We start from the raw sequence: 24,981 nt of genomic DNA, 5'->3' as shown, positions 1-24,981 counted from the left end.
GTACAGCAGGCCACGGGCCACTCGGTGAAGCTGGGCTGGGCGGACCAGGGCTATACGGGCGAGGTGGCAGCAGAGGCTGCAAGGGACAACGGCATCGATCTGCAGATCGTGAAGCTGCCCGAAGCGAAAAAGGGCTTCGTGCTGCTGCCCCGGCGCTGGGTGGTAGAGCGCAGCTTCGGGTGGCTGGCGAGATTCCGCAGACTCACGCGGGACTACGAGCGCCTACCCGAAGTGCTCGGCGGGCTGCATTTCCTGGTCTTTGCCGTGCTCATGTTGCCTGCAGCCGCACGGGTGCTGGCTGCGGCGGGAAGTTCATAACACGCTCTAGGGAGGAAATATTATGAGAATTTCGAGTTTCTTTTGTTTTTCAAAACCAGCGGTGTCCGGAGACGATGCAAGCCCTGCATCGACGACTTCGCGAAGGTCCACACGCGGGCAGCCCATCGGTGATATCCCGGTCCCGCGAACGGAGCCAGCGGCGGCACTGAATGTCACCGAATCCGCCGCCCCGCAGCGGCCTTCAGAAAGGCCCCGGCGCACCGGCGCCTTGACCCGCCTCAAGCAAATCCGCGACTCGCTTCGTGATAGTGCCTTCCAGCACGGCGTCGGCGTGTCACAGAGCACGGTATCGCCCGCCTTCAATCCCTTCAATACACGCACCAGTTCGGCTCAGCCCAAGCTGGGCAGTTTCGTGTATCAGGATGGCGCCGCCGCACCCGTGGTCCCGAAATCCCTGCGCGATGCCCCCGGTACTGCCGAGCGCGCACAGCCTGGCAAGGGGCCCGCGCTCAATGCATTGCAGCAGGATGCGGGGATCCACCGGACCATCGGCAAACATTTCCGGGGAAGCGACGCGGAACGCAGGGCGCTGGAGTCGAACGTGACGGAGTTCAAGGCCGCGCGGGGCCTGTCCACGGGGGAAGCCATCGTGCTCACCAAGGCGCTGGCCTTGCGCATGGGCGGCGGCATCGCACAGGCGCAACGTGTGCTGGAAGCCTTGCCCCGGGTCCGGCTCGCTGCAGACATCGTCTCGCCACGCAGCCTGCCGGAGGGGGAACAGGGAGAAGCTCTGCGCATGGCCTGGAAGTTCGCGGCCGGCATCGAAGGGCTCAAGGGGGGCAAGGGCCTCGACATTCTCGCCAAGGCCACGGGCCGTTCCGACGGAGTCCAGGGGCCCGCGTTCGGCACGGCGGAACAGGGGGCCTTGCGCGCCTATCTGCGTGCGGCGTCTGAAGTGGCGCGTGCGGCCGCGGCTGCCGGGGTGGATGCTCCGGGCTTCGATCCTGCCAGTATGTATGCCCACGGCAAAGTGGGCGAGGCCATCCGCAGGGCGGGTGGCGACTGGCCCGGCCGTGCAGGGACTGCGACGCCGAGCGGCGTCTCCCTGACGCTGGCGGAGAAGGCTCTGCTGGCGGTGCGCGACGAACTCGATCCAGCGGTGGATGCCATCCATGGCTGCCGGTTCGCCGTCCAGATGCTGCGCGGGGGCATGCCCACCGACGCGCCGCGCAATCCGGACGGCACGAAGTCGGAGTTCCAGCAGGTGGAGTCGCGTGCCTCCAAAACGCTGGGCGCCCATCTGAATCGTGCCGTAGCGTCTCCCACTGGCTTTCAGGCAATGGCGGACACACTGCGGTACGCTGCGCTTCACAAGGGAAAGAGTCCGTTCTACGCCTACGACGCCCTAGTGTCGGCGCGCGGGCGCAACATGGGTTTCGCGCTCTCGCACATCGGGGGTATTCAAGAAGGCCGTGCGGTGAAGGACATGATCGAGGTGATCGAGTCTGCCCTGCACGGCCGCGGAGGCATGGGCGGCGGTGCACTGCCCAGCACCCGTGCGCCCGTCGCCGCGTCCGATGTTCTGGCAGATGCCGGTGCGCAGGGCACGCTGGTTCGCAACATGGCGCGCTCCGCCATCCTGCACCTGGCCAAGTCGGAGGCGCTGCTGCTGCCTCGTCTCGCCAGGGGAGACCGGCTTTCCGAGGCTGCAATCGCCAAGGCGCGGGAGGCCGTGCTGGCGACCATCGACCTTCCAGGCGGGGCGTTGCCCGAAGCGCTCGCCCGGCATCTGGATGACGCGCTGGCTCAGGAGAACATGCGGCTCACTCCCGACAGGCTTCTCGCATGGGCGGCAGACGCGGGCGGCCCCGCGGATGCTGCCGCCGCAGAAGAACTCCGGACCTATCCTGCCGCCGCCGATACTCCCGACTGGAAGGGCTTCTCCACCGCATTCGCCCGTGCTTCACGCGGCGAAGTGAGCCTGCCTCCCAATCTGCCGCTCAAGGGCAGGACCCGGGCCGAAGCCGCGGAAATCCTCGCATCCATGGTCCGGGGCGAGGAGCTCGGCTCGGGTTTCTCCCTCACCAATGCGGGCAGCACGCAGGGAACTACGCGCAACGTGACACAGGTGCTCTCGCGGCTGGCGTCGGCGGGAGCGGTAGGCCTGCGCGCCGACCTGGGCGGCGGGCTGACCCGGATTGTGGGCTTTGAATCCGGAGGGGCCGCCGATCGCAGTTCCCTGCGCATGACGGTTTCCACGGTCAGGCGCGTGCAGGGCGGCGTGGGGGCCGCCCTGGGCCCGAAAATCGGGCAGGAAGGTACGGCCTCGTTTTCCGCGTTCGTGGGCGCGGACGTCGGCCATAGCTATGAACTGGTGCATCAGGAGGGCGCGGTGTTCGGCTTCCCGATGCACTTGGCCGGCGGTATAGCCGGAGGCCGGGATCTGGCGGCGCGCAAGGCCCGGCTGGTGAAACTGCTGATCGGGGTGCCGGATGCGGGCGGTGCCTACTGCCAGCCCGGAAACGAGGAAGACCGCAGCTCCCTCGTCAAGCGAGCCTACCAGGAATTCGGAGACCAAATTTCGGTCGGCCGCTTTGAAATGAAGCAAAAGGACCATCGACTGACTGGCGGGCCGGCCGTCGGCGCAGGCGCAACCGTCGGCCAACTGCGCGTCGGGCTTCCCCAGGTGGGGCTGACTTCCGAAGCCCGGTTCGGTACGCTGGAATACGCCGATCTGTCGGGCACGCTGACGCTGGAGAGAACGTCCCGCTCGCAGGGTTTCCGCGCCACGGTAGCGGGCGGGCTGACGAGCCTGAGCGGCCTGCACCAGGTCGTGCATCCGTCGGCAAACCCCGTCGGCATGGCAGAGCGGATGGACGTGGCCGGCATCGGAACGGCGTCTGCAGATGTAGTGCGCGACGGCGAAACGCGTACCGACTGCCGCATTTTCCACGACGGGCGCGAGCTACCGAGCAGTTTCACCATGCGTATTTTTCAGAACAGCGATGGCGCGGTGAAAGAGCTGGCGCCGGATTTCGAGAATTACGCGATCGATAAGGCCACCAAGTTCTTTCCGGGTCGGCTGGCCGGCGACCGCGATGCCGCAGTGCGGATCGAGAAACAGATGATGGGCGAGCATATCGGACGTGCCAGGGAGCACCGTGACATGACGGCCGCCACCTGGCTGTACCGGGAATGGAACGCAGACCATATCGCCGACGCAAACTTGCTCGAAGCCGACGGAGAACTCTCCCAGGCCCTGGGCGACAAGCGCGGGGCCGAGTTGGCCCGGCGCGAGATCGCGGCCATCCACGAGGCGCAGGAGTACCAGGAGGGGCGTTTCGTCGTCACTGCCTATGAGCAGTCGATGGGAGACACGCGCGGAATCAATGGGTTGATGGGGCTGCGCCACGACGTACGCACCACTGCCAGCGTGCGTTCGCTGAACTTCACCTGAAAACCGCAGGCGTCAGGGGGGCGGTATGCGCAGCGGTTGTAGTCCATGCCCAGTCTGGACTGCCGGGCCATGATGGCGTCCGCACCGGCCTCCCGCGCATTGCGCGGCATGTCGTATAGCACCATGAAGGTGGTGGTCCTTCCGCGGCCGCCGTTGCAGTGCACATGCAGGCCCGCGCCATCGGGCAGGCCGCGTACCAGGTCGATGAACTGGTCCACCTCCCCGCGGGACGGGCGCAGATGGTCCGTGACGGCGATACGGCGATAGTCGGCGCCCGCGGCTTCCACGATCTCCTGCTCCGAACGGGCAAGGGTCGTGTCCAGGCGCCGGAGGGCCGGCTCGTCGCTCTTGCCTTTTACATGATCGGCATGCGTCGCCACTGCGTTGCCCTGCCGGCGCAGTTCTTCGAGCTGTTCTGCCTCCCGGGCCGTGGCCGCTGCCGTGCCCAGCCCCACGTTACCCCAGTCCATCGGGCCACGCCATGTCAGGGAATGGCCATCGGCCACCGCGTGCGATTCCTGGCGCAGGTCCACCACGACCAGGGGGGCATCGCCGCAGGCCTGGCGGATGGCTCGCACCTGCTCGACCGAGGTGATGCGCTCGCTTCCCGAGAGCTGCAGTGATTCCAGGCCCCGGGTGTCGATGCCGGGAGGCAGTTCCGATGCCTGGGTCGAATGCCGGAAGAACGCCATGGTCCCTGCCGGATGCGGCGGCTCGGTGTCATAGACGAGTTCCAGGCGGGTTTCGGCCTCGGGCTGGCGCAGTTGCAGTGCGGTCCGTCCCGCGGATCGGTCCGGCCGTGTGCCGGCGTGATGCCGGCATGCCAATGAAACGTGCGGCATCGAGGCTTCTGCTGTCGGACCGGGCGGCAGGAGAGGGGCTGCGTTCTTCGTCCGTGGGGATGTCCCGTCCCTTCGAAGGCAGGCAGGACTTGATCCATCCGCAATGGAGTGCGATACGAGGCATTGTGCCCGTGACGTGCGAAGCCACGCGCCCACCTGCGAAGCAAGCGGCCGCGCCTGTCGCACGGTGCGTTCCTCCCGAGGAAAGAAAAAGGCCGGCATATGCCGGCCTCGGTGCGTGGTGCAGGAACCGGGCGATCAGCGCGAGCCCGACACGTCCATGCGCTCGGTCTTGTGGTCCAGGATGGCTTCCGGCTCCTGCGCCGCCACCCAGTCGGGGTTGTCCAGGCGCTGCTTGAGCTGTTCCGTGTCGAGGTCGCCGGTCCACTTGGCGACGACGATGGTGGCCACGCCGTTGCCCACGAGGTTGGTGAGCGCGCGCGCCTCGGACATGAAGCGGTCGATGCCCAGGATCAGCGCGAGGCCCGCCACGGGCACGTGGCCCACGGCCGAGAGCGTGGCGGCCAGCACGATGAAACCGCTGCCGGTGATGCCGGCGGCGCCCTTGGAGGTGAGCAGCAGCACCAGCAACAGGGTGATCTGGTGCGTGATGTCCAGCGGCGTGTTCGTGGCCTGGGCGATGAACACGGCGGCCATGGTCAGGTAGATGGAGGTGCCGTCCAGGTTGAAGGAGTAGCCGGTGGGGATCACCAGGCCCACGGTGGTCTTCCTGGCGCCCAGGTTCTCCATCTTCTCCATCATGCGCGGCAGCACCGATTCGCTGGAGGAGGTACCCAGCACGATGAGCAGCTCTTCCTTGATGTACTTCACGAACTTCCAGATCGAGAAGCCGTGGAAGCGCGCGATCAGGCCGAGCACGACGAAGACGAACAGCAGGCAGGTCAGGTAGAACGAGCCCATCAGCTTGCCCAGCGACAGCAGCGAGCCCACGCCGTACTTGCCGATGGTGAAGGACATGGCGCCGAACGCGCCGATCGGGGCCACCTTCATGATGTAGCCCACGATGGTGAACAGCACGTGCGAGGTCTTCTCGATGAAGTCGAACACCAGCGTGCCGCGGCCGCCGAAGCGGTGCAGCGCGAAGCCGAACATCACGGCGATGAGCAGCACCTGCAGGATCTCGCCCTTGGCGAACGCATCCACCACGGTGGTGGGGATGATGTTCATGATGAAGTCGGTGGTCGTGCCCATCTTGCCGGGCGCCGTGTAGGCGGCGATGGACTTGGTGTCGATGGCCGAGGCATCGACGTTCATGCCCGCGCCGGGCTGGAGCACGTTGACGACGATCAGGCCGATGACCAGCGCGACGCTGCTCACGATCTCGAAGTAGAGCAGGGCGAGGCCGCCGGTGCGGCCCACCTTCTTCATGTCCTCCATGCCCGCGATGCCCACCACCACGGTGCAGAAGATGATGGGCGCGATGATCATCTTGATGAGCTTGATGAAGCCATCGCCCAGGGGCTTCATCTTCTCGCCGATCTCGGGGTAGAAGTGCCCGAGCAGCACGCCCACGACGACGGCGAACAGCACCTGCACGTAGAGCGAGCGGTAGAGGGGGAGTTTTCTGGCGGGAATGCGGGCGTTCGCGGTCATGCAGGCCTCTTGCGTCAACAAAAAAGAGCGGGTTCCAGGCGCCTGTCCGCAGGCCGCCGTTGCGCGGGTGACGCACTGTAAGGCTGTGCCGCGCGCAAATCATTGTGGAAAACCACATCGTTGATTCCAGCATGTGGGAAAAGCCGGGGAGTATCCGCATGCCGTGCCGGACGGGGCATGCGCATCCGTTCCGTGCCGCGGAGGCGCACGGCGGTGGGGGTGGAAGGACATACGCCCCTTGGCGTATTTCGCGGCCGGGGCGGCCTTCGCAGAATCGGTTCCAGCGATTCCCCGACGACCCCGTCCTTCACTTCCTTCCCGGAGCCCTCACCCATGCAACGTCGCTTCACTCTCCAGACGCTGTGCGCCGCAGCCGCCCTGGCAGGCCTCTCCGCGCTGCCTGCCCATGCGGCCGACACCATCAAGGTCGGCGTGCTGCACAGCCTCTCGGGCACCATGGCCATCTCCGAAACGGTGCTCAAGGACACGGTGCTGATGGCCATCGAGGACATCAACGCCAAGGGCGGCGTGCTGGGCAAGAAGCTCGAGCCCGTGGTGGTGGACCCGGCCTCCAACTGGCCGCTCTTCGCCGAAAAGACCAAGCAGCTGCTGGGCCAGGACAAGGTGTCTGTGATCTTCGGCTGCTGGACCAGCGTGAGCCGCAAGTCGGTGCTGCCCGTGGTCGAGGAAATGAACGGCCTGCTGTTCTACCCCGTGCAGTACGAAGGCGAGGAGCTCTCCAGGAACGTGTTCTACACGGGCGCCGCGCCCAACCAGCAGGCCATTCCCGCGGTGGATTACCTCATGAGCAAGGACGGCGGCGGTGCCAAGCGCTGGGTGCTGCTGGGCACCGACTATGTCTATCCCCGCACCACCAGCAAGATCCTGCGCGCCTACCTGAAGTCCAAGGGCGTGAAGGATTCGGACATCGACGAGAAGTACACCCCCTTCGGCCACTCCGACTACCAGACCATCGTGGCCGACATCAGGAAGTTCAGCCAGGGCGGCAAGACGGCCGTGGTCTCCACCATCAACGGGGACTCCAACGTGCCCTTCTACAAGGAACTGGGCAACGCGGGCCTGAAGGCCAAGGACGTGCCGGTGGTGGCCTTCAGCGTGGGCGAGGAAGAACTGCGCGGCGTGGACACCAAGCCGCTCGTGGGCCACCTGGCCGCATGGAACTACTTCATGTCCCTGAAGAACCCGGAGAACACCGCCTTCATCCAGCAGTGGAGCGCCTACGCCAAGAAGAACAACATCCCGGGCCACAAGGACAAGCCGCTGACCAACGACCCGATGGAGGCGACCTGGATCGGCATCCACATGTGGAAGCAGGCCGTGGAGAAGGCCAAGAGCACCGACGTGGACAAGGTGATCGCCGCCATGGCCGGCCAGACCTTCAAGGCGCCCTCGGGCATCGTCAGCAAGATGGACGAGAAGAACCACCACCTGCACAAGAGCGTGTTCATCGGCGAGATCAAGGCCGACGGCCAGTTCAACGTGGTGTGGAAGACGCCCGGCCCGGTCAAGGCCAAGCCGTGGAGCCCGTACATCGAGGGCAACGACAAGAAGAAGGACGAGCCCCTGACCAGGTAACACCCCCCTGAGGCGCTGCGCGCCTTCCCCCCTCTCTCACGCTGCGCGTGGGAGGGGGGACGACGCCAGCGGCCCGGCGGAGCCGGTTCCGCGGCGTCTGCTGGCCTGGGCCGCGCAGTGCTTGCGCCATGACGCTGACGGACATGGCTGCAGATCCTCCGTTCGCGATGCTTTTTCCTTCACCATGTTCTCATCCCTATTTCACCGCCTGATCGCCTGCCTGCTGCTGTGCGCGGCGGCACAGGCGCATGCGCTCACGGCGGAGGCGGCGCGGGCGATGGCCGCGGGCGATACCGACGAGCGGATCGCGGCGCTGCAGCAGGCCGTGGCCGCGCCGGACGACGCCACGGTGGCCTTCATCCGCGCCATGGCCGACGATGCGGTGAAGATCGCGGGTGGCCGGGCCATCGTGGTGAAGGACGGGCAGGGCGCCGATCCCGTCACCGGCGCGCCGGTGGACGTGCCGGAGGATGCGGAGGACATCGTCAACAACAACCGCATGCGCGGCGAATTCGACACCGCGCTGGCGTCGCTGCAGCTCATGTCGCCGGATGCGGCGCAGCGCCGCGCGGCGATCGACGCGCTGAAGGACGAGAGCGACGAGGCGCGGCTGCCGCTCATCGACAAGGCCCTGGCCGCCGAGCGCGAGCCGGGGTTCAAGGCCCGGCTCGAGGCGATCCGCGCGCGCATCCAGCTCTCGGCGAGCGACCCGGCACAGCGCCAGCTGGCGGCGCAGGCCCTGGCCGGCAGCGGCAACCCGGCCACGCGCACGGTGCTGCTGGAGCAACTGCGCAACGAACAGGACCCGAAGGTGCGCGCGGCGATCGATTCCGCGCTGAAGGCCGTGGAAGCGCGGCTGCAGTGGGGCGAGCGCCTGGGGGCGCTGTTCTCGAGCCTCAGCCTGGGATCCATCCTGCTGCTGGTGGCGCTGGGCCTGGCCATCACCTACGGGCTGATGGGCGTCATCAACATGGCCCATGGCGAACTCATGATGATCGGCGCCTACGCCACGTATGTGGTGCAGGGGCTGTTCCAGCGCTACCTGCCGGGCGCCTTCGATGCGTACCTCGTCGCGGCCGTGCCGGTGGCATTCCTCGCGTCGGCGCTCATGGGCGCGGTGCTGGAGCGCGGCGTGATCCGTTTTCTCTACGGCCGGCCGCTGGAGACGCTGCTGGCCACCTGGGGCATCAGCCTGATGCTGCAGCAGTTGGTGCGCAGCGTGTTCGGCGCGCAGAACGTGGGCGTGGAAAACCCCGCCTGGATGAGCGGCGGCGTGCAGGTGCTGGAGAACCTGCAATTGCCGTGGAACCGGCTGGTGATCGTGGTGTTCGCGTTCGCCGTGCTGGGCGGCGTGGCCTTCCTCATCGGCCGCACGCGGCTGGGCCTGTTCGTGCGCGGTGTGACGCAGAACCGCCCGATCGCCTCGTGCATGGGCGTGAACACCGCGCGCGTCGATACCTATGCCTTCGCGCTGGGCTCGGGCATCGCGGGCCTGGCGGGCTGCGCCCTGAGCCAGGTGGGCAACGTGGGGCCGGACCTGGGGCAGGGCTACATCGTGGACGCCTTCATGGTGGTGGTGCTGGGTGGTGTCGGCCAGCTCGCGGGCACCGTCTATGCCGCGCTGGGGCTGGGCGTGCTCAACAAATTCCTCGAGGGCTGGGCGGGCGCGGTGCTGGCCAAGATCGCCGTGCTGGTCCTCATCATCGTCTTCATCCAGAAGCGGCCGCAGGGCATCTTCGCGGTGAAGGGGCGCGCTGCGGACTGATATGGAACACCCCCCTGTGTCGCTTCGCTCCTTCCCCCCTCTCTCGCATGGCTGCGCCCTGCGGGAGGGGGGACGCCGCCGGCGCGGCGGGGCGGCCCTTGCGCGGCGGCAGCTGGCCTGGGCCGTGACAGTGGCTTCGGCCGCGCGCGATGCCAAACGCTGAAAAGATATGACCATTCCAAACCCCATCCCATTGCCTGCACCGGCACCGCTGCTCACGCGCGGTGGGTGGACGGGCTTCATCGTGGCGCTGATCGCGGTCTGCGCGGTGGCGCCCGTGCTCAACCTGTGGGTGCCGGCCGGCAGTGCGTTCCATCTTTCGGACTACGCTGTGGCCCTGGTCGGCAAGATCATGTGCTACGCCATCTGCGCGCTGGCCATGGACCTGATCTGGGGCTACACGGGCATCCTGAGCCTGGGCCATGGGCTTTTCTTCGCGCTGGGCGGCTATGTGATGGGCATGTACCTCATGCGCCAGATCGGCCGCGACGGCAACTACAAGAGCGACCTGCCCGATTTCATGGTGTTCCTGGACTGGAAGGAGCTGCCCTGGCACTGGGCGCTGTCGGACAGTTTCATCGCCACGCTGGTGCTGATCGTGGCCGTGCCGGGGCTGGTGGCGTTCGTGTTCGGCTACTTCGCCTTCCGCTCGCGCATCAAGGGGGTGTATTTCTCGATCATCACGCAGGCCATGACGTATGCGGCCATGCTGCTGTTCTTCCGCAACGAGACGGGCTTCGGGGGCAACAACGGCTTCACCGACTTCAAGCGCATCCTGGGCTTTGCCCTAGCCACGCAACACATGCGCATGCTGCTGTTCGTGCTCACGGGGCTGGCGCTGCTGGGCTTCTTCCTGCTGGGCCGCTGGCTGGTGGGCTCCAGGTTCGGCCGCGTGCTGCAGGCGATCCGCGACGCGGAGACCCGCGTGATGTTCTCGGGCTACTCGCCGCTGCCCTACAAGCTCGCCATCTGGACCATCAGCGCCATGATGTGCGGCGTGGCCGGCGCGCTCTACGTGCCGCAGGTGTGCATCATCAACCCGGGCGAGATGAGCGCCGCCAACTCCATCGAGATCGCCGTCTGGGCGGCCGTGGGCGGGCGCGCGACGCTCGCCGGCCCGATCGCGGGGGCCTTCCTCGTCAACGGCGCCAAGAGCTGGCTGACGGTGACGGCGCCGGAGTTCTGGCTGTATTTCCTGGGTGCGCTGTTCATCGCCGTCACGCTGTTCCTGCCGCAGGGCGTGGCGGGGCTGCTGCGCTCGCCCGGCGGATGGCGCGGTCGCATGGCGAAGGCCCTGCGCAAGGAAGAAGGAGGCGCCGCGCGATGACCCCCGATCTCATGGACGAAGGCGCGCGCCGCATCGGGCGCGGCACGGCTGCGCCGGACGCGGGCCGCAGCACCGAGTCCGGCGGCCGCGCCGCGGGCTTCTCGCGCGTGGCCGTGCCCGGCGAGGTGGACGTGACCCACGGCCGCATCCTCTACCTGGAGGACGTGCACGTGGCCTTCGACGGCTTCAAGGCCATCAACGGCCTGAACCTCGACATCGCCCCCGGCGAGCTGCGCTGCATCATCGGTCCCAACGGCGCCGGCAAGACGACGATGATGGACATCATCACCGGCAAGACGCGCCCCGACCGCGGCACGGTGTACTTCGGCTCCACCATCGACCTGCTGCGCCACAACGAGCCCGGCATCGCGCAGCTGGGCATCGGCCGCAAGTTCCAGAAGCCCACGGTGTTCGAGCAACTCACGGTGTTCGAGAACCTCGAGCTGGCCCTGAAGACCCGCAAGGGCGTGGCGTCCTCCATGTTCTTCCGCCTCGACTCGGCGCAGAAGGACCGGCTCGCCGAGGTGCTGCACACCATCCACCTCGCGCACCAGCCCGCCCGCCGCGCGGCCGAGCTGAGCCATGGGCAGAAGCAGTGGCTGGAAATCGGCATGCTGCTCATGCAGGACCCCAAGCTGCTGCTGCTCGACGAACCGGTGGCGGGCATGACCGACGAGGAGACGGCGCGCACGGCCGAACTGTTCCTCTCGCTCAAGGGCCGCCACTCGCTGATGGTGGTGGAGCACGACATGTCCTTCATCCGGGCGATCTCCGAGAAGGTGACGGTGCTGTGCGACGGGGCCGTGCTGGCGGAGGGGACGCTGGACGAGGTGCAGGGGGATGAGCGGGTGATCGAGGTGTATTTGGGGCGGTGATGGTTGCTCGTTCTTGCTGTGTGTTTGTTTCCCGGGGCCGGGATGTGCGCCCGGCGGCGCACCTACTTTCTTTTGCTTCGCCAAAAGAAAGTAGGCAAAGAAAAGGCGAGCCCTGGTGTCTGCGTCCCCCTTCGCCCCGCAGGGGCGAAGGGGGCAGCCTGCGGTGCTCGGAGGCAAGGCGCGGCTGCGGAACTCGCTGCGCGCTGGCGCGCTCCGCTCGGACAACCGCAGCCAGTCAGATGACGAAGCAGGCGTGTCCTTCGGCACGCCTGCGCGCCTTGCCTCCTGCGCTCCTCGGCGCAGCCACGAGGGCGGGCGCAGCATACGGGCCATTGCTTCGCTCGGCCCGGGGTGCGCGAGTGCTTCGCACCGCGCACGTATTTTGGGGAGCAGAGCGCTTGGGCTTTTGCCGAGCGCAGCGATGGCCCGGTTCACCCCTTCTGGATGCGACCCCGTTCGCCCTGCGGGCGAACGGGGTCGCATCCAACAGGGTCGCCCTTTCTTTGGTTACTTTCTTTCGGCGAAGCGAAAGAAAGTAACTCGCCCGCCGGGGCGAGACCTGGCCCCCGCCCCTGAAAAAGAACCCATATGCTCACCGTCCACAACCTCCACCAATACTACGGCGGCTCCCACATCCTCCGCGACGTGAGCCTCGCCGCCGCCCCCGGCAGGGTCACGGTCCTGCTCGGCCGCAACGGCGTCGGCAAGACCACGCTGCTCAAGAGCCTCATGGGCCTCGTGCCCGTCCGGAGCGGAACGATCGAATGGGAAGGCCGGCCGATCCAGGGCTGGACGCCTTACGAGCGCGCACGCGCCGGCATCGGCTTCGTGCCGCAGGGCCGCGAGATCTTCGGCCGGCTGACGGTGGAAGAGAACCTGCGCATGGGGCTGGCCTACAAGAGCGGTTCCACGCCCGTGCCGGAGCATCTCTACACGCTGTTCCCGGTGCTGCGGCAGATGCTGGGCCGGCGCGGCGGGGATCTGTCGGGCGGGCAGCAGCAGCAATTGGCGATCGCGCGGGCGCTCGCGCCCGGCCCGCGGCTGCTGATCCTGGACGAGCCGACCGAAGGCATCCAGCCCAGCATCATCAAGGACATCGGCCGCGTCATCCGCCGCCTCGCGGACGAGGGGCTGGACGGCCATGCGGTGTCCGTGCTGCTGTGCGAACAGTACTACGACTTCGCCGAGGAACTGGCCGACGAGTACCTCGTGATGGAGCGGGGCGAAGTGATCGCGCGCGGGCCAGGCAGCGAGATGCAGGCGCGGGGCATCCGGCAGCTGGTCGCGATCTGACGGATCGGGCAAGCGGCCTGCGCGTTGGCGCGGAGGGCGCCTGCCGGGTGTGACGCCGAAGCGACGGAGCCCGGCCGGCCCGGCAGCGGCGCGGGCAGGCGCCGACGCGGCGGCTTGACCGCCGCGCGGCCGTCCGCCTATGCTGCCGGATGCCGGCTGCGCTCTCGGGGCCACCCGGCGACGAATCCCGACGGACCGATCCACCGAGACCCGCGCACGGCCCCCTTGCCCTCTATGCCTGTTCCCCCCGCTCCCGGCACCGATGCTCCTTCCACGCCCGGCGCGCCCGTGCCTCCTGGCGCCGGGGCACCCTCCCTGCAGGAGCGCGAGATCACGCTGCTCAAGGCCGGGATTCGCGATTTCGCGCAGGTGGCCTCGTCGGTGCCGCCGGCCCAGGCCCACGGCTGGATGGAGCGCGTGATCGGCTGCCTGCACGGCCTGCTGCCCGCCTATGGCGGCGTGCTCGCCCACTGGACGGGCGAGAGCGCCGCGGTGTTGTTCCCGCCGGGAGAAGGGGGGCAAGAGGGCGATGGCCAGGGCGCCGACGACGGCGTCCAGCGCGCGGCCATGTATGCCGTGGCGCTGCAGATGGCGCTCAAGGACCTGAACGACGCCTTCCGCCAGGACCGGTTGCCTCCGGTGTACGTGGGCGTGGGCATCGCCTTCGGCCCCGCGCTGGTGGGCGACTTCGCGCCGTCCGGTGGCGGGCGCCAGGCACCCGTGCTGCTGGGCACGGTCGTGTCCGAGGCCTCCCAGCTGCGCGCCTTCGCGCTGCGCGGGCAGGTGCTGGTGAGCGAGGCGGTGTACCAGCGCTGCTGGACGATGGCGTCGGTGTCGGCGCCGACGCATGTCTTCGTCAAGGGCCGCGCCGAGCCGCTGTCGCTGCGCGAGCTGGTGGCCGTGCCGGGCCGGCGGCTCAAGGTGCCCCGCCAGGAGTTCCGCCGCAGCCTGCGGGTGGAGGCCAACCTGCCGTGCATCTGCCAGCTCGTGCAGGATGGCGCGGTGCTCCCCCGCCTGGTGGCCTGCTCGCTGCGTGACATGGGCTACCACGGCGCGTTGCTGGAGCTGGGCGAGCCGGTGCCGCTGCACGGTGAACTGCGGCTCGCGTTCGACCTGCCGAGCGTGCGCTACCAGGCGCGGGACGTGTATGCACGCGTGGTCACCCTCAACACCTCGGGCCCCCAGGTACTGGCCGGGGTGGAGTTCACCGCCACCAGCGCGGAGTTCGATGCCCAGGTGCGGCACTTCGTGCAGGGCATGGTGGCCCCCGGCTGACGGCGCATGCAGTTCGACGGCGTCATCGCGTCCTGGAACGACGCGCGGGGTTTCGGCTTCATCGAGCCGCTGCAGGGCGGCGATCCGGTGTTCGTGCACATCAAGGCCTTCCAGGGCGGCGCGCCCCGGCCCCAGGCCGGCCAGCGGGTGCGCTTCGCCGTGGAGGCCGGCCCCGGCGGCCGCAAGCGGGCCTGCCGCGTCGAATCCCTGCCGCCCGCGGCGCGCGCGTCCGCCGCCCGGGCGCCCGCCATGGCGCCCCGGCCGGCCCGTCCCCGCGGCCGCCACGGGGCGCACGGCGGCTCCGCGCCATGGGGCACCGCGAGCCTGCTCGTGCTGCCGGCCTATGCCGTGTACTGCGTGGCGTTGGCGGTCTTCGGCACGATGCCCCGCTGGTTTCCGGCGGCCTGCCTGGGCCTGAGCGCCTGGACCTACCTCGTGTACTGGCGGGACAAGCGGGCCGCGGAACAGGCGGCCTGGCGCACGTCCGAGAAGACCCTGCATCTGCTGGCGCTGGCCGGAGGCTGGCCCGGGGCCCTGCTGGCGCAGCAGGTGCTGCGCCACAAGTCCGCCAAGCGGCCCTTCCGCATCGTGTTCTGGGCCACCGTGGTGCTCCATGCCGCGGCGCTCGGCTGGCTGTGCTCGCCGCACGGCCATGGCCTGCGCGCGGCCCTGCCTGCCTGAAGCTGGCGCTGAAGCGGCCGGCGCGGGCGTTTCAGCCCGGGCCCGCGAGCATGTCCGCGAGCGCGCCCAGGTCCGTGCAGTGCAGGTCGTTGCCCGGCCGGGGCGAGACGTCCTTCGCGCGGGCCGCGCCGAATTCGTGCGGCCTTTCCACATACGCCGTCCGCAGGCCGCAGGCCCGCGCGGCCTCCAGGTCCTCGTGGTGCGCGGCCACCATCATCACCTGCGCGGGCTCCAGGTCGAAGACGCGGGCGGCGCCCAGGTACACCGCCGGATCGGGTTTGTAGGCCCGGAACACCTCGGCGCTCAGGATGCAGTCCCAGGGCAGGCCGGCCCCCTTGGCCATGTTGGCGAGCAGGCCGATGTTGCCGTTGGAGAGCGTGGCGATGGTGCGGCGGCGCCTGAGCCGCTGCAGCCCGGCCACGCTGTCGGGCCAGGCCGCGAGCCGGTGCCACGCGCGGTTCAGGTGCCGGCGCTCCGGCTCGGACAGGTGCGCCAGGCCGAAGCGGGGCAGCAGGCCGTCGAGAATGGTCCGGTGCAACTCGTCGATGCGCGTCCAGCCGAGCTCCCCGCTGCGCACCCGCTGCATGGCGGGCTGGTAGCCCTCGCGCCAGGCGAGGGCGAAGGCGTCGGCGTCCACCTGGGGGTGCAGCGCCTGCATTTCGCGCACGATGCTGCCGTGCCAGTCCACCACGGTGCCGAAGATGTCGAAGACCAGCAGGCGTACGTCGGGGAAGGCGTCGTTCATGGGCAGCTTCCGGGGAAGAAGAGGGGGATGGGGAGGGCGCGGCCCTGCCGGTGTGGCGGATGCCGCGTGCCGTCCAGCATACGGCAATGGTCGCAAAACCTGCCCGCTGCAGGCCGCGGCAGGGCGTGATATGTTCCACCGACCCTGGGGTTAACCCTGAATACTCCCCTGCGCGCCCGGCCGTCCTCCCTGGCCGGCGCGCCCCCACGCCGCCTTTCCATGACCACGCCTTCCCTGCCCCGCGATGCCGCCGAAGCCCCGGCGTCCGCCTCTTCCACGGCCACTCCACGTCCGCGGGACGACCGCACCCTGCTGCGCGCCGTGCTCGCGCTGGGCCTGGGCGGCTTTTCCATCGGCACGGGCGAATTCGTCATCATGGGCCTGCTGCCCGAGGTGGCGCGGGATATCGGCGTGACCATCCCGCAGGCCGGGCATGTCATCAGCGCCTATGCGCTGGGCGTGGTCATCGGCGCGCCCGTGCTGGCCGTGCTCGCGGCGCGCTGGTGCCGGCGCGCACTGCTCATCGCGCTGATGGCCGTCTATGCGCTGGGCAATTTCGCCTCCGCGATGGCGCCGGGCTACCTGTCGCTGAACCTGCTGCGCTTCGTCACCGGCCTGCCGCACGGCACCTATTTCGGAGTGGCCGCGCTGGTGGCCGCGTCGCTCGCACCGCCGGGCCGGCGCGCGAGCGCGGTGGGCCTGGTGATGCTGGGCCTGACGGGGGCCACGCTCGCGGGCGTGCCCATCGCGGCGGCGCTGGGCCAGCATTTCGGCTGGCGCGCGGCCTTCGTGTTCGTCGGGGCGATCGCGGTGCTGGCGATGGCGATGGTGCGCCGGGGCGTGCCCTACATGCCGCCCGACGCGGCCGCGAGCCCCTGGCGGGAGCTCGGGGCGCTGCGGCGCAAGCAGGTCTGGCTCACGCTCGGCATCGGGGCCATCGGCTTCGGCGGCATGTTCTCGGTCTTCAGCTACATCAAGCCCACGCTCACCGAAGTGGCGGGCTTGCCCGTCGGCGGCGTGCCTTTCGTGCTGGCGCTCTTCGGCGCGGGCATGGTGGCGGGCAACCTCGTGGGCGCCCGGCTGGCGGATCGTGCCCTGATGCGCACCATCGGCGGCCTGCTGGGCTGGTCGGTGGCGGTACTGGGCGGCTTCGTCTTCGCCGCGCACCACGTGGTCACGGCGGCGGTGGCGACCTTTCTCCTCGGGACCATCGTGGCCATCGGACCGGCCCTGCAGATCCGGCTCATGGACGTGGCCGGCGACGCGCAGACCCTGGCCGCCGCGCTCAACCATTCGGCCTTCAACTGCGCGAACGCGCTCGGCGCCTGGCTGGGCGGCGTGGCCATCGCGGCCGGCCTGGGCTGGACGTCCACCGGCTGGGTGGGCGTGCTGCTCGCCATCGGCGGGCTGGCCGTGTTCGCCGCATCGCTGGCCGCGCAGCGCAGCGCCTCCCGGCCGCCCGCGCCCTGACTCAGGCGGCCGCGCCGGCGCGGCTGCGCTGCCAGTGGCCCACGCCGTTCGTCACCAGCACGCAGCAGACCAGCCAGGTGCCTCCGGTGACCCAGCCCGCGAGCACGTCGCTCGCGTAGTGCACCTGCAGCACCACCCGGCTCCAGCCGACCGTGAACACCACCGATGCTGCCGCGAGCAGGGCGGGGAGGTGCCAGCGCGCCGGCAGCAGGCGCACGGCCAGATAGGCCAGCATGCCGTAGGCGACCATCGAGCTGCTGCTGTGCCCGCTCGGGAAGCTGTAGCCTTCGGCCACCGAGACGCCGTGCGTATGCTCCGGCCGCACCCGTTCGAAGGCGTGCTTGAACCCGCGGGTGAGCAGTCCGTTGCCCGCCAGGGCCGCGGCCCAGCAGGCCGCCAGGAGCCGGTGGCGGCGCCACCACAGCGCGATCCCCACCACCACCGCCAGTACGGCCAGCACCTCGGTGTCGCCCGCGTGGGTGAGTCGCGCGAACAGGGTGAGGGTGGGCAGGCCCGCCCGCGCCCGCAGGGTGGCGGCCAGCGTCTCGTCCATCCGCGCCCATGCGGTCGGGGCCGACCATTCCTGCGCCAGCAGCCCCAGCAGCTCGGCGCAGCCCCATATCAGCACCGCGGCGGCGGCCAGCGCCGCCCAGAGGCGCGGCACGGCATGCCGCGGCGCCGACCAGCGACCGGCCCAGGGCGCGCAGTGCGGCGCGGCGGCCAGCGCGGCCCCCCGGGCCAGCAGCGCGGCCACGAGCACGAGCGACAGTCCTGCGCCCCAGAATGCCAGCGGGTGCGCGCCTGCCCATGCCGCCCAGGCCTGCGGGGCGCTCATGGGCGGGCCTTCGCGGCGGGCGGGCCCTGCAGGTGCCTGCGGGCCGTGCGGGGCGGGGGCGGGCGGGAAGACGGGCCGGAGGCCGGGGCGGCAGCAGGGGCGGGACGGGAGGTGGAGGGCAGGTGCATCGGTCGTGAAAGACGCCTGTGGCGTATCGGCAGGGCCGACAATGGTGGCATGTCCCGGGCACCCTGCGCGGCCATGACCCGCCGCTGCGCCGGAGATTCCCGGACGCCGCGGATGCCGGCTGTCGGTCCGCGCCGACAGCGGCTGCCTCTGCCCTCCGATGCGGTCAGCCTGCCGCTGACCGGACAATCGGGCCAGGCGCCGAGGCCGTCCTGCCGCGGCGCCGTTCCCTGCCGGCCATGCGGGCATTGCCTGCCGGCCGTTTCCGCGTTGCCTTTCCTGTGCCTCGGCCGCCCACGGCCGCGCCTTTCCGCCCACCGCACCATGCCCACCTCCGTTCCGACATCCTCTCCCGCCGCGCCCGGACCCGGGCCCGTGCATCTGGTGGTGCCGCACCGGCCGGGCGCGGACCACCACCAGCTGCGGGGCCGGCTGGAGGCCCTCGAACCACTGCGCCGCCACGCGGTGCAGTGGCACGTGCCGGCAGTGCGCGCCGGCATCGTGCAGGCGGCCGACGAAGCGGCGCGGGCCGCGCGGGCCTCGGGCGGCATCGTCGTGGCCTGCGGCGGCGACGGCACCATCAATGCGGTGGCCGCGGCGGCCTGGCGGCACGGCGTCCGCATGGGCGTCATTCCCGCGGGCACGTTCAACTACTTCGCGCGGGAGCAGAGCCTGTCGCTGGACCTCGCCCAGGCGGCCGAGGACATCCTGCGGGCGCTGCGCGACGGTGACGAGCGGCCGGTGCGCGTGGGCTGGGTGAACGACAGCATGTTCCTCGTGAATGCCGCGGTCGGGCTGTATCCGCGCCTGCTCGAGCAGCGGGAGATGGCGTCCCGGCGCTTCGGCCGTTCCCGCTGGGTGGCGATCGTTTCCGCCGTCTGGAGCTTCCTGCGGCCCTCGTCGGCGCGGCGCTGGCGGGTGTCGCTGCGCGCCCACCGCGGCGCGGACACGCTGGTGCAGGAGGAGTTCTTCGCCTCCACGCTGTTCGTCGGCAACAACCCGCTGCAGCTCGGGCGGCTGGGCATTCCCCAGGCGCGCGACGTGGCCGAAGGGGACCACCTCGCGGTACTGCTGCTCAAGCCGCAGGGCCGCTGGGCCACCGCCCGCACGGTCTGGCATGCCGCCATCGGCCAGCTCGACCGCGACGCAGCCGTCATCAGCCTGGCCTGCTCCGAGATGGTGGTGGAGCCCGCCAGCTGGCGCCCCGTCCAGGTCAAGGTGGCGTTCGACGGCGAGCGCGCCTGGATGCCGCCGCCGCTGCGCTTTCGCGTGGAAGACCGGCCGCTGTGGCTCGTGGCCCCCACGGCGACGGCCAGGGACGAGGAGGGCGCCATGCGCCCGGCCCTCGCTCCCGAGCCGGAAGCCGACCCCGGGGAGGCGCCCCCCCCGGGCGTTGCCCCCCTGCCGGGCGCGGTGCCAGGCATGGCCGCGGCCATCTCCTGAGAGCCTGCGCATCAGCGGGGGCGGTGGCCATGGGCGTTCTGATGCACCTGTCCGATCTGCACTTCGGCGCGCACGATCCGTGCGTCTGCGCGGCGGTGCAGAAGCTCGCGCGCGCGCTGCCGGTGTCGGTCCTCGTGGTGTCGGGCGACCTCACGCAGCGCGCCACCGCGGCGCAGTTCGACGCCGCGCACGACTTCATTGCCGCGCTGCCGGCACGCCACACCCTGGTCATGCCGGGCAACCACGACCTGCCCCTGTTCGCATGGTGGGAGCGGATCGGCGGCGCCTACCGGCGCTACGCCCGCTGGTGGGGGGACGACCGGGAGCCCGTGTGCGACGCCGGCGGGTTCTTCGTGGTGGGCGTCGATACCACGCGTCCGTGGCGCCACCGCCGCGCCAGCCTCTCGCGCGGGCAGATCGACCGCGCGGCGCTGAGGCTGGCCGGCGCGCCGCCGGACCGCTGGCGCATCGTTGCCTCGCACCACCCCCTGGTGGCCCGGCATCCGGGAGATGCCGACCACCGCCCCCACCATGCCGCCGAGGCGCTGGCGCGCTGGCGGGCCGCCGGTGCCGAACTGCTGCTGTCCGGCCACGCCCATGCGCCAGGTCTGGTCGAGGCGCTGCCGGGGCTGCGGGCCGCGCAGGCCGGCACGGCCGTGTCCGTGCGGCTGCGGGCGGAAGCACCCAACAGCCTGCTGACCCTGCGGGCCGGTCCGCAGGGCAGGCAACTGACGCGCTGGGATTTCGACCGGGAACGGGGAGAATTCGTTCCGGATAATCCTGTCAGCTGGAATTTCTGACATCCCGCTCCCCTGGAAGGGCTGGGAGAGCGTTTCCCGGCATTTGTCAAAGGCATCCAAAATGGTAAAAACCGGTGCTACTGGGAGGGCCCTTACTTGGCAGCGACACCTCGCGCGCCCCGCACCGGCGGATTCGTCCGTTGCCACCTGATGCATGCTGCAACTGTCGCCGCATCCATGCGGCGGGCAGCGTGTGCCTGCGCGCTGGCACTGGCCGTGCTGCCCGCCGGGGCGGCCCCCGCGGAGACGGCCGTTGCCCCGCCGGCGCCGTCGGCTTCCGCACCCCGGGCGGCCGCGCCCTACCGGCTGCGCATCGTCGGCAACCTGGGCGCGCTGTCTCAGTATTCCAGGCGCGAGGCGCCGTTCTGGACCCAGGATCTTCCGCGGCTGAGCGGCGGACGTTTCACCGCCTCCATCGTGCCCTTCGACCGCGCGGGCGTGCCCGGCATCGAGATGCTGCGCCTGATCGAACTCGGCGTGGTGCCCCTGGGCACCGTGCTGATGAGTTCGCTCACCGCCCAGTACCCGAAATACACCGCCGCGGACCTGCCGGCGCTCAACCCCACCCTGGCGGACCTGCGGGCCTCGGTGCAGGCATTCGGCCCTATCTGCAGGAGGAACTGCGCAGGCACCACCATTTCGAGATGCTGGCGGTGTACGTCTATCCCGCCCAGGTGCTGTTCTGCAAGAACGCCCTGTCGGGGCTGGCGGACCTCAAGGGGCGGCGCGTGCGGGTCTCGTCCGCGTCGCAGGCGGATTTCATCGCCTCGCTGGGCGGCGTGGCCGTCTATACGGGCTTCGGCCAGATGGTGCCGAGCCTGCAGGCGGGCGACAGCGAATGCGCCATCACCGGAACCATGTCGGGCAACACCCTCGGCCTGCACCGGATGACCCGCTACCTGCACACGCTGCCCATCACCTGGGGGCTGTCGTTCTTCGGCGCCAACGACGAGGCGTGGGCCGCCATGCCCCCCGAACTGCGGGCCCTGCTGCTGCGCGAGCTGCCCCGGCTGGAAGATGCCATCTGGCGCGATGCGGAGGCCGAGACGCAAGAGGGCGTGGCCTGCAACAGCGGCGCACCGGCCTGCGTGCACGGCGAGAAGGGCTCCATGGTCGTGGTGCCGCTGTCGCCCGAGGACGACGCCCGGCGCCTGCGCCTGCTTTCCGAATCCGTGCTGCCCAACTGGCTGCGCCGCTGCGGCGAGGGCTGCGCCGCCGTCTGGTCCAGCACGGTGGGCCGGGCGCGCGGCATCGCCGTGCCGGAGAGCCCGTGATGGCGGCGGTATCGGTCCGCCTGCGCTGGGCCGTGTTCTCGACGGTCGCGGTGCTCGTGCTCGGGATCGCTGGGGCCGCCGGGGGACTGGTCGTGAACGCCCGGCATGTGGCCGTGGCGGAGAGCGAAACGCAGGTGACGCGCTTCACCGCGGGCGCCGAAGCGGCCCTGAACCGCGCGCTGCTGGGCCTGGACGTCCTGCTGGCCAGCACGGACGACATGATCGATCTGTGGAGCGACCGCATGCCCCGCTCCGATCCGGAATTCATCGGCAAGCTGCTGCGCAGCGCATCCCGGCAGAACATCCTCGTGCGGTCCGCGGTGCTGCTGGATCCGCGGCGCAACGTGGTGGCCGCGTCGGACGCCATGGGAGCCCGCATGCTCCAGGAGCTTCCGGCCGGTTTCTTCGACGAAGCCATGGCCCAGGGCATGCCCACCCTGGCGCTGAGCGCCCCCACGGTCAGCTTCGCCAGCTCGGAGCGGATCCTGTATGCGGCCCGGCCCATCCGGTCGGCCGGCGGAGAGCGCCTGCTGGCGGTGCTGCAGGTGCCCGTGAGCATGCTGTCCGCGGTACTGGCCCAGGGGGCGGACATCCCCGGGCTGGAAGTCACCCTGGAGCGCGGTAAGGGCGAACTGATCATCGGCACTTCCGGCCGCGGCGAGGCGCGCAGCCGGGCGCGCGTTCCCCCGCTGGGCGACGAGGCCCCGGCGTCCATCGCCTGGGACCAGCCCGCGCGCCTGTCCGGGGTGCCCTCCCTGGTGGCCGCCCGGCCCATTCTCTACCCGGGCCTCTGGATCACGGCGAGCCTGCCCGAGGCATCGGCCCTGGCCAGCTGGCGCACCGAGCGCAGCGCCATCGCCGCGGTCGCGGCCCTGCTGATCGCCACCGCGCTGGCGGCGGGGGGCTTCACCATGGCCTACCTGCGCCGCATCAGCCATGCGCGCAACGACCTCGCGCGTTCCAAGGCCACGCTCGAGCAGGCCCTGGGCTCCATGGTCAGCGGCTTCGTGCTGCTGGATTCCCGCCACCGCGTGCTGCAGTGGAACCAGCGCTACGAAGAGATCTTTCCGTGGCTGCGGTCCATGATGCAAGTGGGTCTGCCGTTCCGCTCCGTGCTCGAGGCCACTTCGCGCTACCACCTGCCCGACGCCGACGAGGCCATGCGCCGCGAGTGGGTCGAGCAGCGGCTGCTGCTGCAGCGCGAAACCCGCGGCACGCACGAGCAGATGCTGCCCAACGGCCACTTCATCCAGATCACCGAGCGCGCCACGCCCGAAGGCGGGCTCATGATCACCTACCACGACGTGACGGAAATGCGCCGGGCCAGCGCCGAGATCGAGAGCCTCGCCTTCTACGACCCGCTCACCGGCCTGCCCAACCGGCGGCTGCTGCTCGACCGGCTGCACCAGGCACTCGCCACCGCGCAACGGTCCCGCCAGTTCGGCGCGCTGCTCTTCCTGGACCTGGACCAGTTCAAGACCCTCAACGACACGCAGGGCCATGAGATGGGCGACCTGCTGCTGCAGCAGGTGGCGCTGCGGCTGCGTGTCTGCGCGCGCCCGGCGGACACCGTGGCGCGCCTGGGGGGCGACGAGTTCGTGGTGATGATGAGCGACCTGTCCCACGACCGGCAGGAAGCCGCGTCGATCACGCGGCGCATCGGCGAGAAGATCCTGCAAGCCGTCGCCCAGCCCTACCACCTGCAGCAGCAGATGCACCAGCACACCTGCAGCGTGGGCGCCGCCATCTTCGGCGACCAGCGGCAGACCGCGGCCGACCTGCTCAAGCAGGCGGACATCGCCATGTACCAGGTCAAGGCGCGGCGCGGCAATGCGCTGTGCTTCTTCGATCCGCAGATGCAGGTCGTCATCAGCCAGCGGGCGCGGCTCGAAACCGACCTGCAGGCCGCCATCGCCGCGCAGGAATTCGTGCTGTATTACCAGCCGCAATTCTCCCGGGCGGGAGAGGTGATCGGGGCCGAAGGGCTGCTGCGCTGGAAGCATCCCGGGCGGGGCCTGATCGCCCCCGGCGAATTCATCGGCGTGGCGGAGGAAAGCGAGCTCATCGTGCCGATCGGCCAGTGGGTATTGCGCACGGCCTGCGTGCAGCTCGCCGCCTGGAGCCGCGACCCCCGGCTCGCGCACCTGCACGTCGCGGTGAACGTCAGTGCGCGGCAGTTCCGCCATCCGGACTTCGTCGCCAGCGTGGTCGAGGCCCTGCAGCATGCGGGCGTGAAGCCCCACCTGCTGGAGCTGGAGCTGACGGAATCCCTGGTGCTCGACAATGTGGACGACTCCGTCGCCAAGATGCACCTGCTGCGCACCAAGGGCGTGCGCTTCTCGGTGGACGATTTCGGCACGGGCTACTCGTCGCTGGCCTACCTCACCCGCCTGCCGCTGCACCAGTTGAAGATCGACCAGTCCTTCGTGCGCAACCTGGGCAAGCGGCCCACGGACGACGTGATCGTGCAGACCATCATCGGCATGGCCCGCAACCTCGACCTGGAGGTCATCGCCGAGGGCGTGGAAACCCAGGAGCAGCGCGATTTCCTGGACCGGCACGGCTGCGACCTCTACCAGGGCTACCTGTTCGCGCGGCCCATGCCCGCGCAGGATTTCCTGGTGCGCTACGGCTCCGCCGCCCCGGATCAGACCGCCTGAACAGGGCGGATCCAGGCCGCCATATAACTTCTCGATACAAAATTACATTTCCAGAAAGCTATCCAATCCATAGACGTCCCACCTATCATCGCGACCGTCTCTAACCCTCGGACGCGGTTCAGCCGTGTCCCTCGCAACCAAGATGACACGCCGCGTCACCATCCGGACGCCCCTGGGAGAGCAGCTGCAATTCCGGCAGCTGCGGGGTAGCGAGGAGCTGAGCCAGCTTTTCTCCTTCGACATCGACCTGCTCTCGGAAGGCCGCGACATCGATCCCAAGGCCTTGCTCGGCAAGACGGCGACGGTGGAGATCGAGACCGAAGGCGGCGGCAAGCGGTACCTGGACGGCCTGGTCACGCGCTTCGGCATGCAGGGGCAGGACCATCGGCTGTATTCGTACCACCTGCGCCTGCAGCCCTGGCTCTGGGTGGCTACGCGGCGGCAGGATTTCCGCATCTTCCAGTTCAAGACTGTCCCGCAGATCGTGCAGGAGGTGCTGGGCCGCTACGGTTATCCGCTGCAGTTGAAGCTCACGCGCGCGTACCGCGCCTGGGACTACTGCGTGCAGTACGGCGAGAGCGACTTCGACTTCGTCTCCCGCCTCTTGGAGCATGAGGGCGCGTA

General features: G+C 69.7%; 18 protein-coding genes and 1 pseudogene. 15 read left to right on the top strand and 4 right to left on the bottom strand.

From position 1 onward, the window contains the following. Together BLR99_RS21585 and BLR99_RS21580 are read left to right on the top strand one after the other, a co-directional pair. Nucleotides 1-318 (top strand): transposase (locus tag BLR99_RS21585; RefSeq protein ID WP_139160132.1); only part of this gene is annotated, 318 nt, incomplete at its 5' end. 229 nt (nucleotides 319-547) lie between these two features. Beyond that, entirely contained in the window at nucleotides 548-3,736 is a 3,189-nt protein-coding gene (locus BLR99_RS21580) for a hypothetical protein (RefSeq protein ID WP_017438241.1), read from the top strand. On the opposite strand, the gene BLR99_RS21575 is transcribed toward BLR99_RS21580, so the two are convergent. Both BLR99_RS21575 and BLR99_RS21570 read right to left on the bottom strand, forming a co-directional pair. Further along, nucleotides 3,634-4,428 carry a phosphatase domain-containing putative toxin gene (locus BLR99_RS21575; RefSeq protein WP_233249083.1) on the bottom strand — a complete coding sequence of 265 codons (795 nt, stop codon included), beginning with the start codon at nucleotides 4,426-4,428 and terminating at the stop codon, nucleotides 3,634-3,636. The two genes, BLR99_RS21580 and BLR99_RS21575, sit on opposite strands and share 103 nt — an antisense overlap. A 408-nt stretch (nucleotides 4,429-4,836) precedes the next feature. Further along, a complete protein-coding gene (locus tag BLR99_RS21570; RefSeq protein ID WP_017438243.1) occupies nucleotides 4,837-6,192 on the bottom strand; it encodes a dicarboxylate/amino acid:cation symporter in 1,356 nt (451 codons plus the stop codon). Between the two features lie 333 nt (nucleotides 6,193-6,525). Here BLR99_RS21570 and urtA point away from each other — a divergent pair, with 333 nt between their 5' ends. The 7 genes from urtA (at nucleotide 6,526) to BLR99_RS21525 (ending at nucleotide 15,004) form a co-directional block, all read left to right on the top strand. Continuing rightward, nucleotides 6,526-7,788 carry an urea ABC transporter substrate-binding protein gene (gene urtA / locus BLR99_RS21565; protein WP_017438244.1) on the top strand — a complete coding sequence of 421 codons (1,263 nt, stop codon included), beginning with the start codon at nucleotides 6,526-6,528 and terminating at the stop codon, nucleotides 7,786-7,788. Nucleotides 7,789-7,972: 184 nt separating this feature from the next. Beyond that, nucleotides 7,973-9,553, top strand: coding sequence for an urea ABC transporter permease subunit UrtB (gene urtB / locus BLR99_RS21560; protein WP_046059470.1), 1,581 nt, complete (start codon nucleotides 7,973-7,975; stop codon nucleotides 9,551-9,553). A 169-nt stretch (nucleotides 9,554-9,722) separates the two neighbouring features. Next, a complete protein-coding gene (urtC, locus tag BLR99_RS21550) occupies nucleotides 9,723-10,880 on the top strand; it encodes an urea ABC transporter permease subunit UrtC (protein ID WP_011796550.1) in 1,158 nt (385 codons plus the stop codon). Continuing rightward, a complete protein-coding gene (gene urtD / locus BLR99_RS21545; RefSeq protein WP_011796549.1) occupies nucleotides 10,877-11,755 on the top strand; it encodes an urea ABC transporter ATP-binding protein UrtD in 879 nt (292 codons plus the stop codon). Before urtC ends, urtD begins: the two co-directional genes overlap by 4 nt. 588 nt (nucleotides 11,756-12,343) lie before the next feature. Beyond that, on the top strand, nucleotides 12,344-13,048 hold the full coding sequence (gene urtE / locus BLR99_RS21535) for an urea ABC transporter ATP-binding subunit UrtE (protein ID WP_011796548.1): 705 nt from the start codon (nucleotides 12,344-12,346) through the stop codon (nucleotides 13,046-13,048). A gap of 234 nt (nucleotides 13,049-13,282) precedes the next feature. Further along, the gene (locus BLR99_RS21530) at nucleotides 13,283-14,323 is read left to right on the top strand and encodes a PilZ domain-containing protein (RefSeq protein WP_011796547.1); all 1,041 of its coding nucleotides are present in this window, start codon (nucleotides 13,283-13,285) and stop codon (nucleotides 14,321-14,323) included. A 6-nt stretch (nucleotides 14,324-14,329) separates the two neighbouring features. After that, complete coding sequence (locus BLR99_RS21525; RefSeq protein ID WP_011796546.1) at nucleotides 14,330-15,004, top strand: DUF1294 domain-containing protein; 675 nt, start codon at nucleotides 14,330-14,332, stop codon at nucleotides 15,002-15,004. Between the two features lie 31 nt (nucleotides 15,005-15,035). On the opposite strand, the gene BLR99_RS21520 is transcribed toward BLR99_RS21525, so the two are convergent. After that, nucleotides 15,036-15,749, bottom strand: coding sequence for a haloacid dehalogenase type II (locus tag BLR99_RS21520; RefSeq protein WP_011796545.1), 714 nt, complete (start codon nucleotides 15,747-15,749; stop codon nucleotides 15,036-15,038). Between the two features lie 219 nt (nucleotides 15,750-15,968). Between BLR99_RS21520 and BLR99_RS21515 the strand changes: the two genes are divergently transcribed. Next, nucleotides 15,969-17,219, top strand: a complete 1,251-nt coding sequence (locus BLR99_RS21515) for an MFS transporter (protein ID WP_048857428.1) — start codon at nucleotides 15,969-15,971, stop codon at nucleotides 17,217-17,219. A 1-nt stretch (nucleotide 17,220) separates the two neighbouring features. On the opposite strand, the gene BLR99_RS21510 is transcribed toward BLR99_RS21515, so the two are convergent. Then, the gene (locus BLR99_RS21510; RefSeq protein ID WP_011796543.1) at nucleotides 17,221-18,054 is read right to left on the bottom strand and encodes a phosphatase PAP2 family protein; all 834 of its coding nucleotides are present in this window, start codon (nucleotides 18,052-18,054) and stop codon (nucleotides 17,221-17,223) included. A 450-nt stretch (nucleotides 18,055-18,504) separates the two neighbouring features. Here BLR99_RS21510 and BLR99_RS21505 point away from each other — a divergent pair, with 450 nt between their 5' ends. From BLR99_RS21505 to BLR99_RS21485, 5 genes and pseudogenes are all read left to right on the top strand, one after another. Beyond that, on the top strand, nucleotides 18,505-19,623 hold the full coding sequence (locus BLR99_RS21505; protein WP_011796542.1) for a diacylglycerol/lipid kinase family protein: 1,119 nt from the start codon (nucleotides 18,505-18,507) through the stop codon (nucleotides 19,621-19,623). 29 nt (nucleotides 19,624-19,652) lie between these two features. Continuing rightward, nucleotides 19,653-20,423 carry a metallophosphoesterase family protein gene (locus tag BLR99_RS21500; protein WP_011796541.1) on the top strand — a complete coding sequence of 257 codons (771 nt, stop codon included), beginning with the start codon at nucleotides 19,653-19,655 and terminating at the stop codon, nucleotides 20,421-20,423. Nucleotides 20,424-20,639: 216 nt separating this feature from the next. After that, nucleotides 20,640-21,697, top strand: a pseudogene (locus BLR99_RS23930) (TRAP transporter substrate-binding protein). Then, the gene (locus BLR99_RS21490) at nucleotides 21,697-24,357 is read left to right on the top strand and encodes a bifunctional diguanylate cyclase/phosphodiesterase (RefSeq protein ID WP_011796539.1); all 2,661 of its coding nucleotides are present in this window, start codon (nucleotides 21,697-21,699) and stop codon (nucleotides 24,355-24,357) included. The pseudogene BLR99_RS23930 and the gene BLR99_RS21490 overlap by 1 nt, the downstream one beginning before the upstream one ends. 142 nt (nucleotides 24,358-24,499) lie before the next feature. Beyond that, on the top strand, nucleotides 24,500-24,981 hold a 482-nt coding region (locus BLR99_RS21485), incomplete at its 3' end, for a type VI secretion system Vgr family protein (RefSeq protein WP_139160199.1).

This window comes from Paracidovorax citrulli (assembly GCF_900100305.1).
Taxonomy (GTDB): domain Bacteria; phylum Pseudomonadota; class Gammaproteobacteria; order Burkholderiales; family Burkholderiaceae_C; genus Paracidovorax; species Paracidovorax citrulli.
The sequence above is the reverse complement of the archived record's forward strand: the minus strand, read 5'-3'. Positions and strand labels throughout refer to the sequence as shown.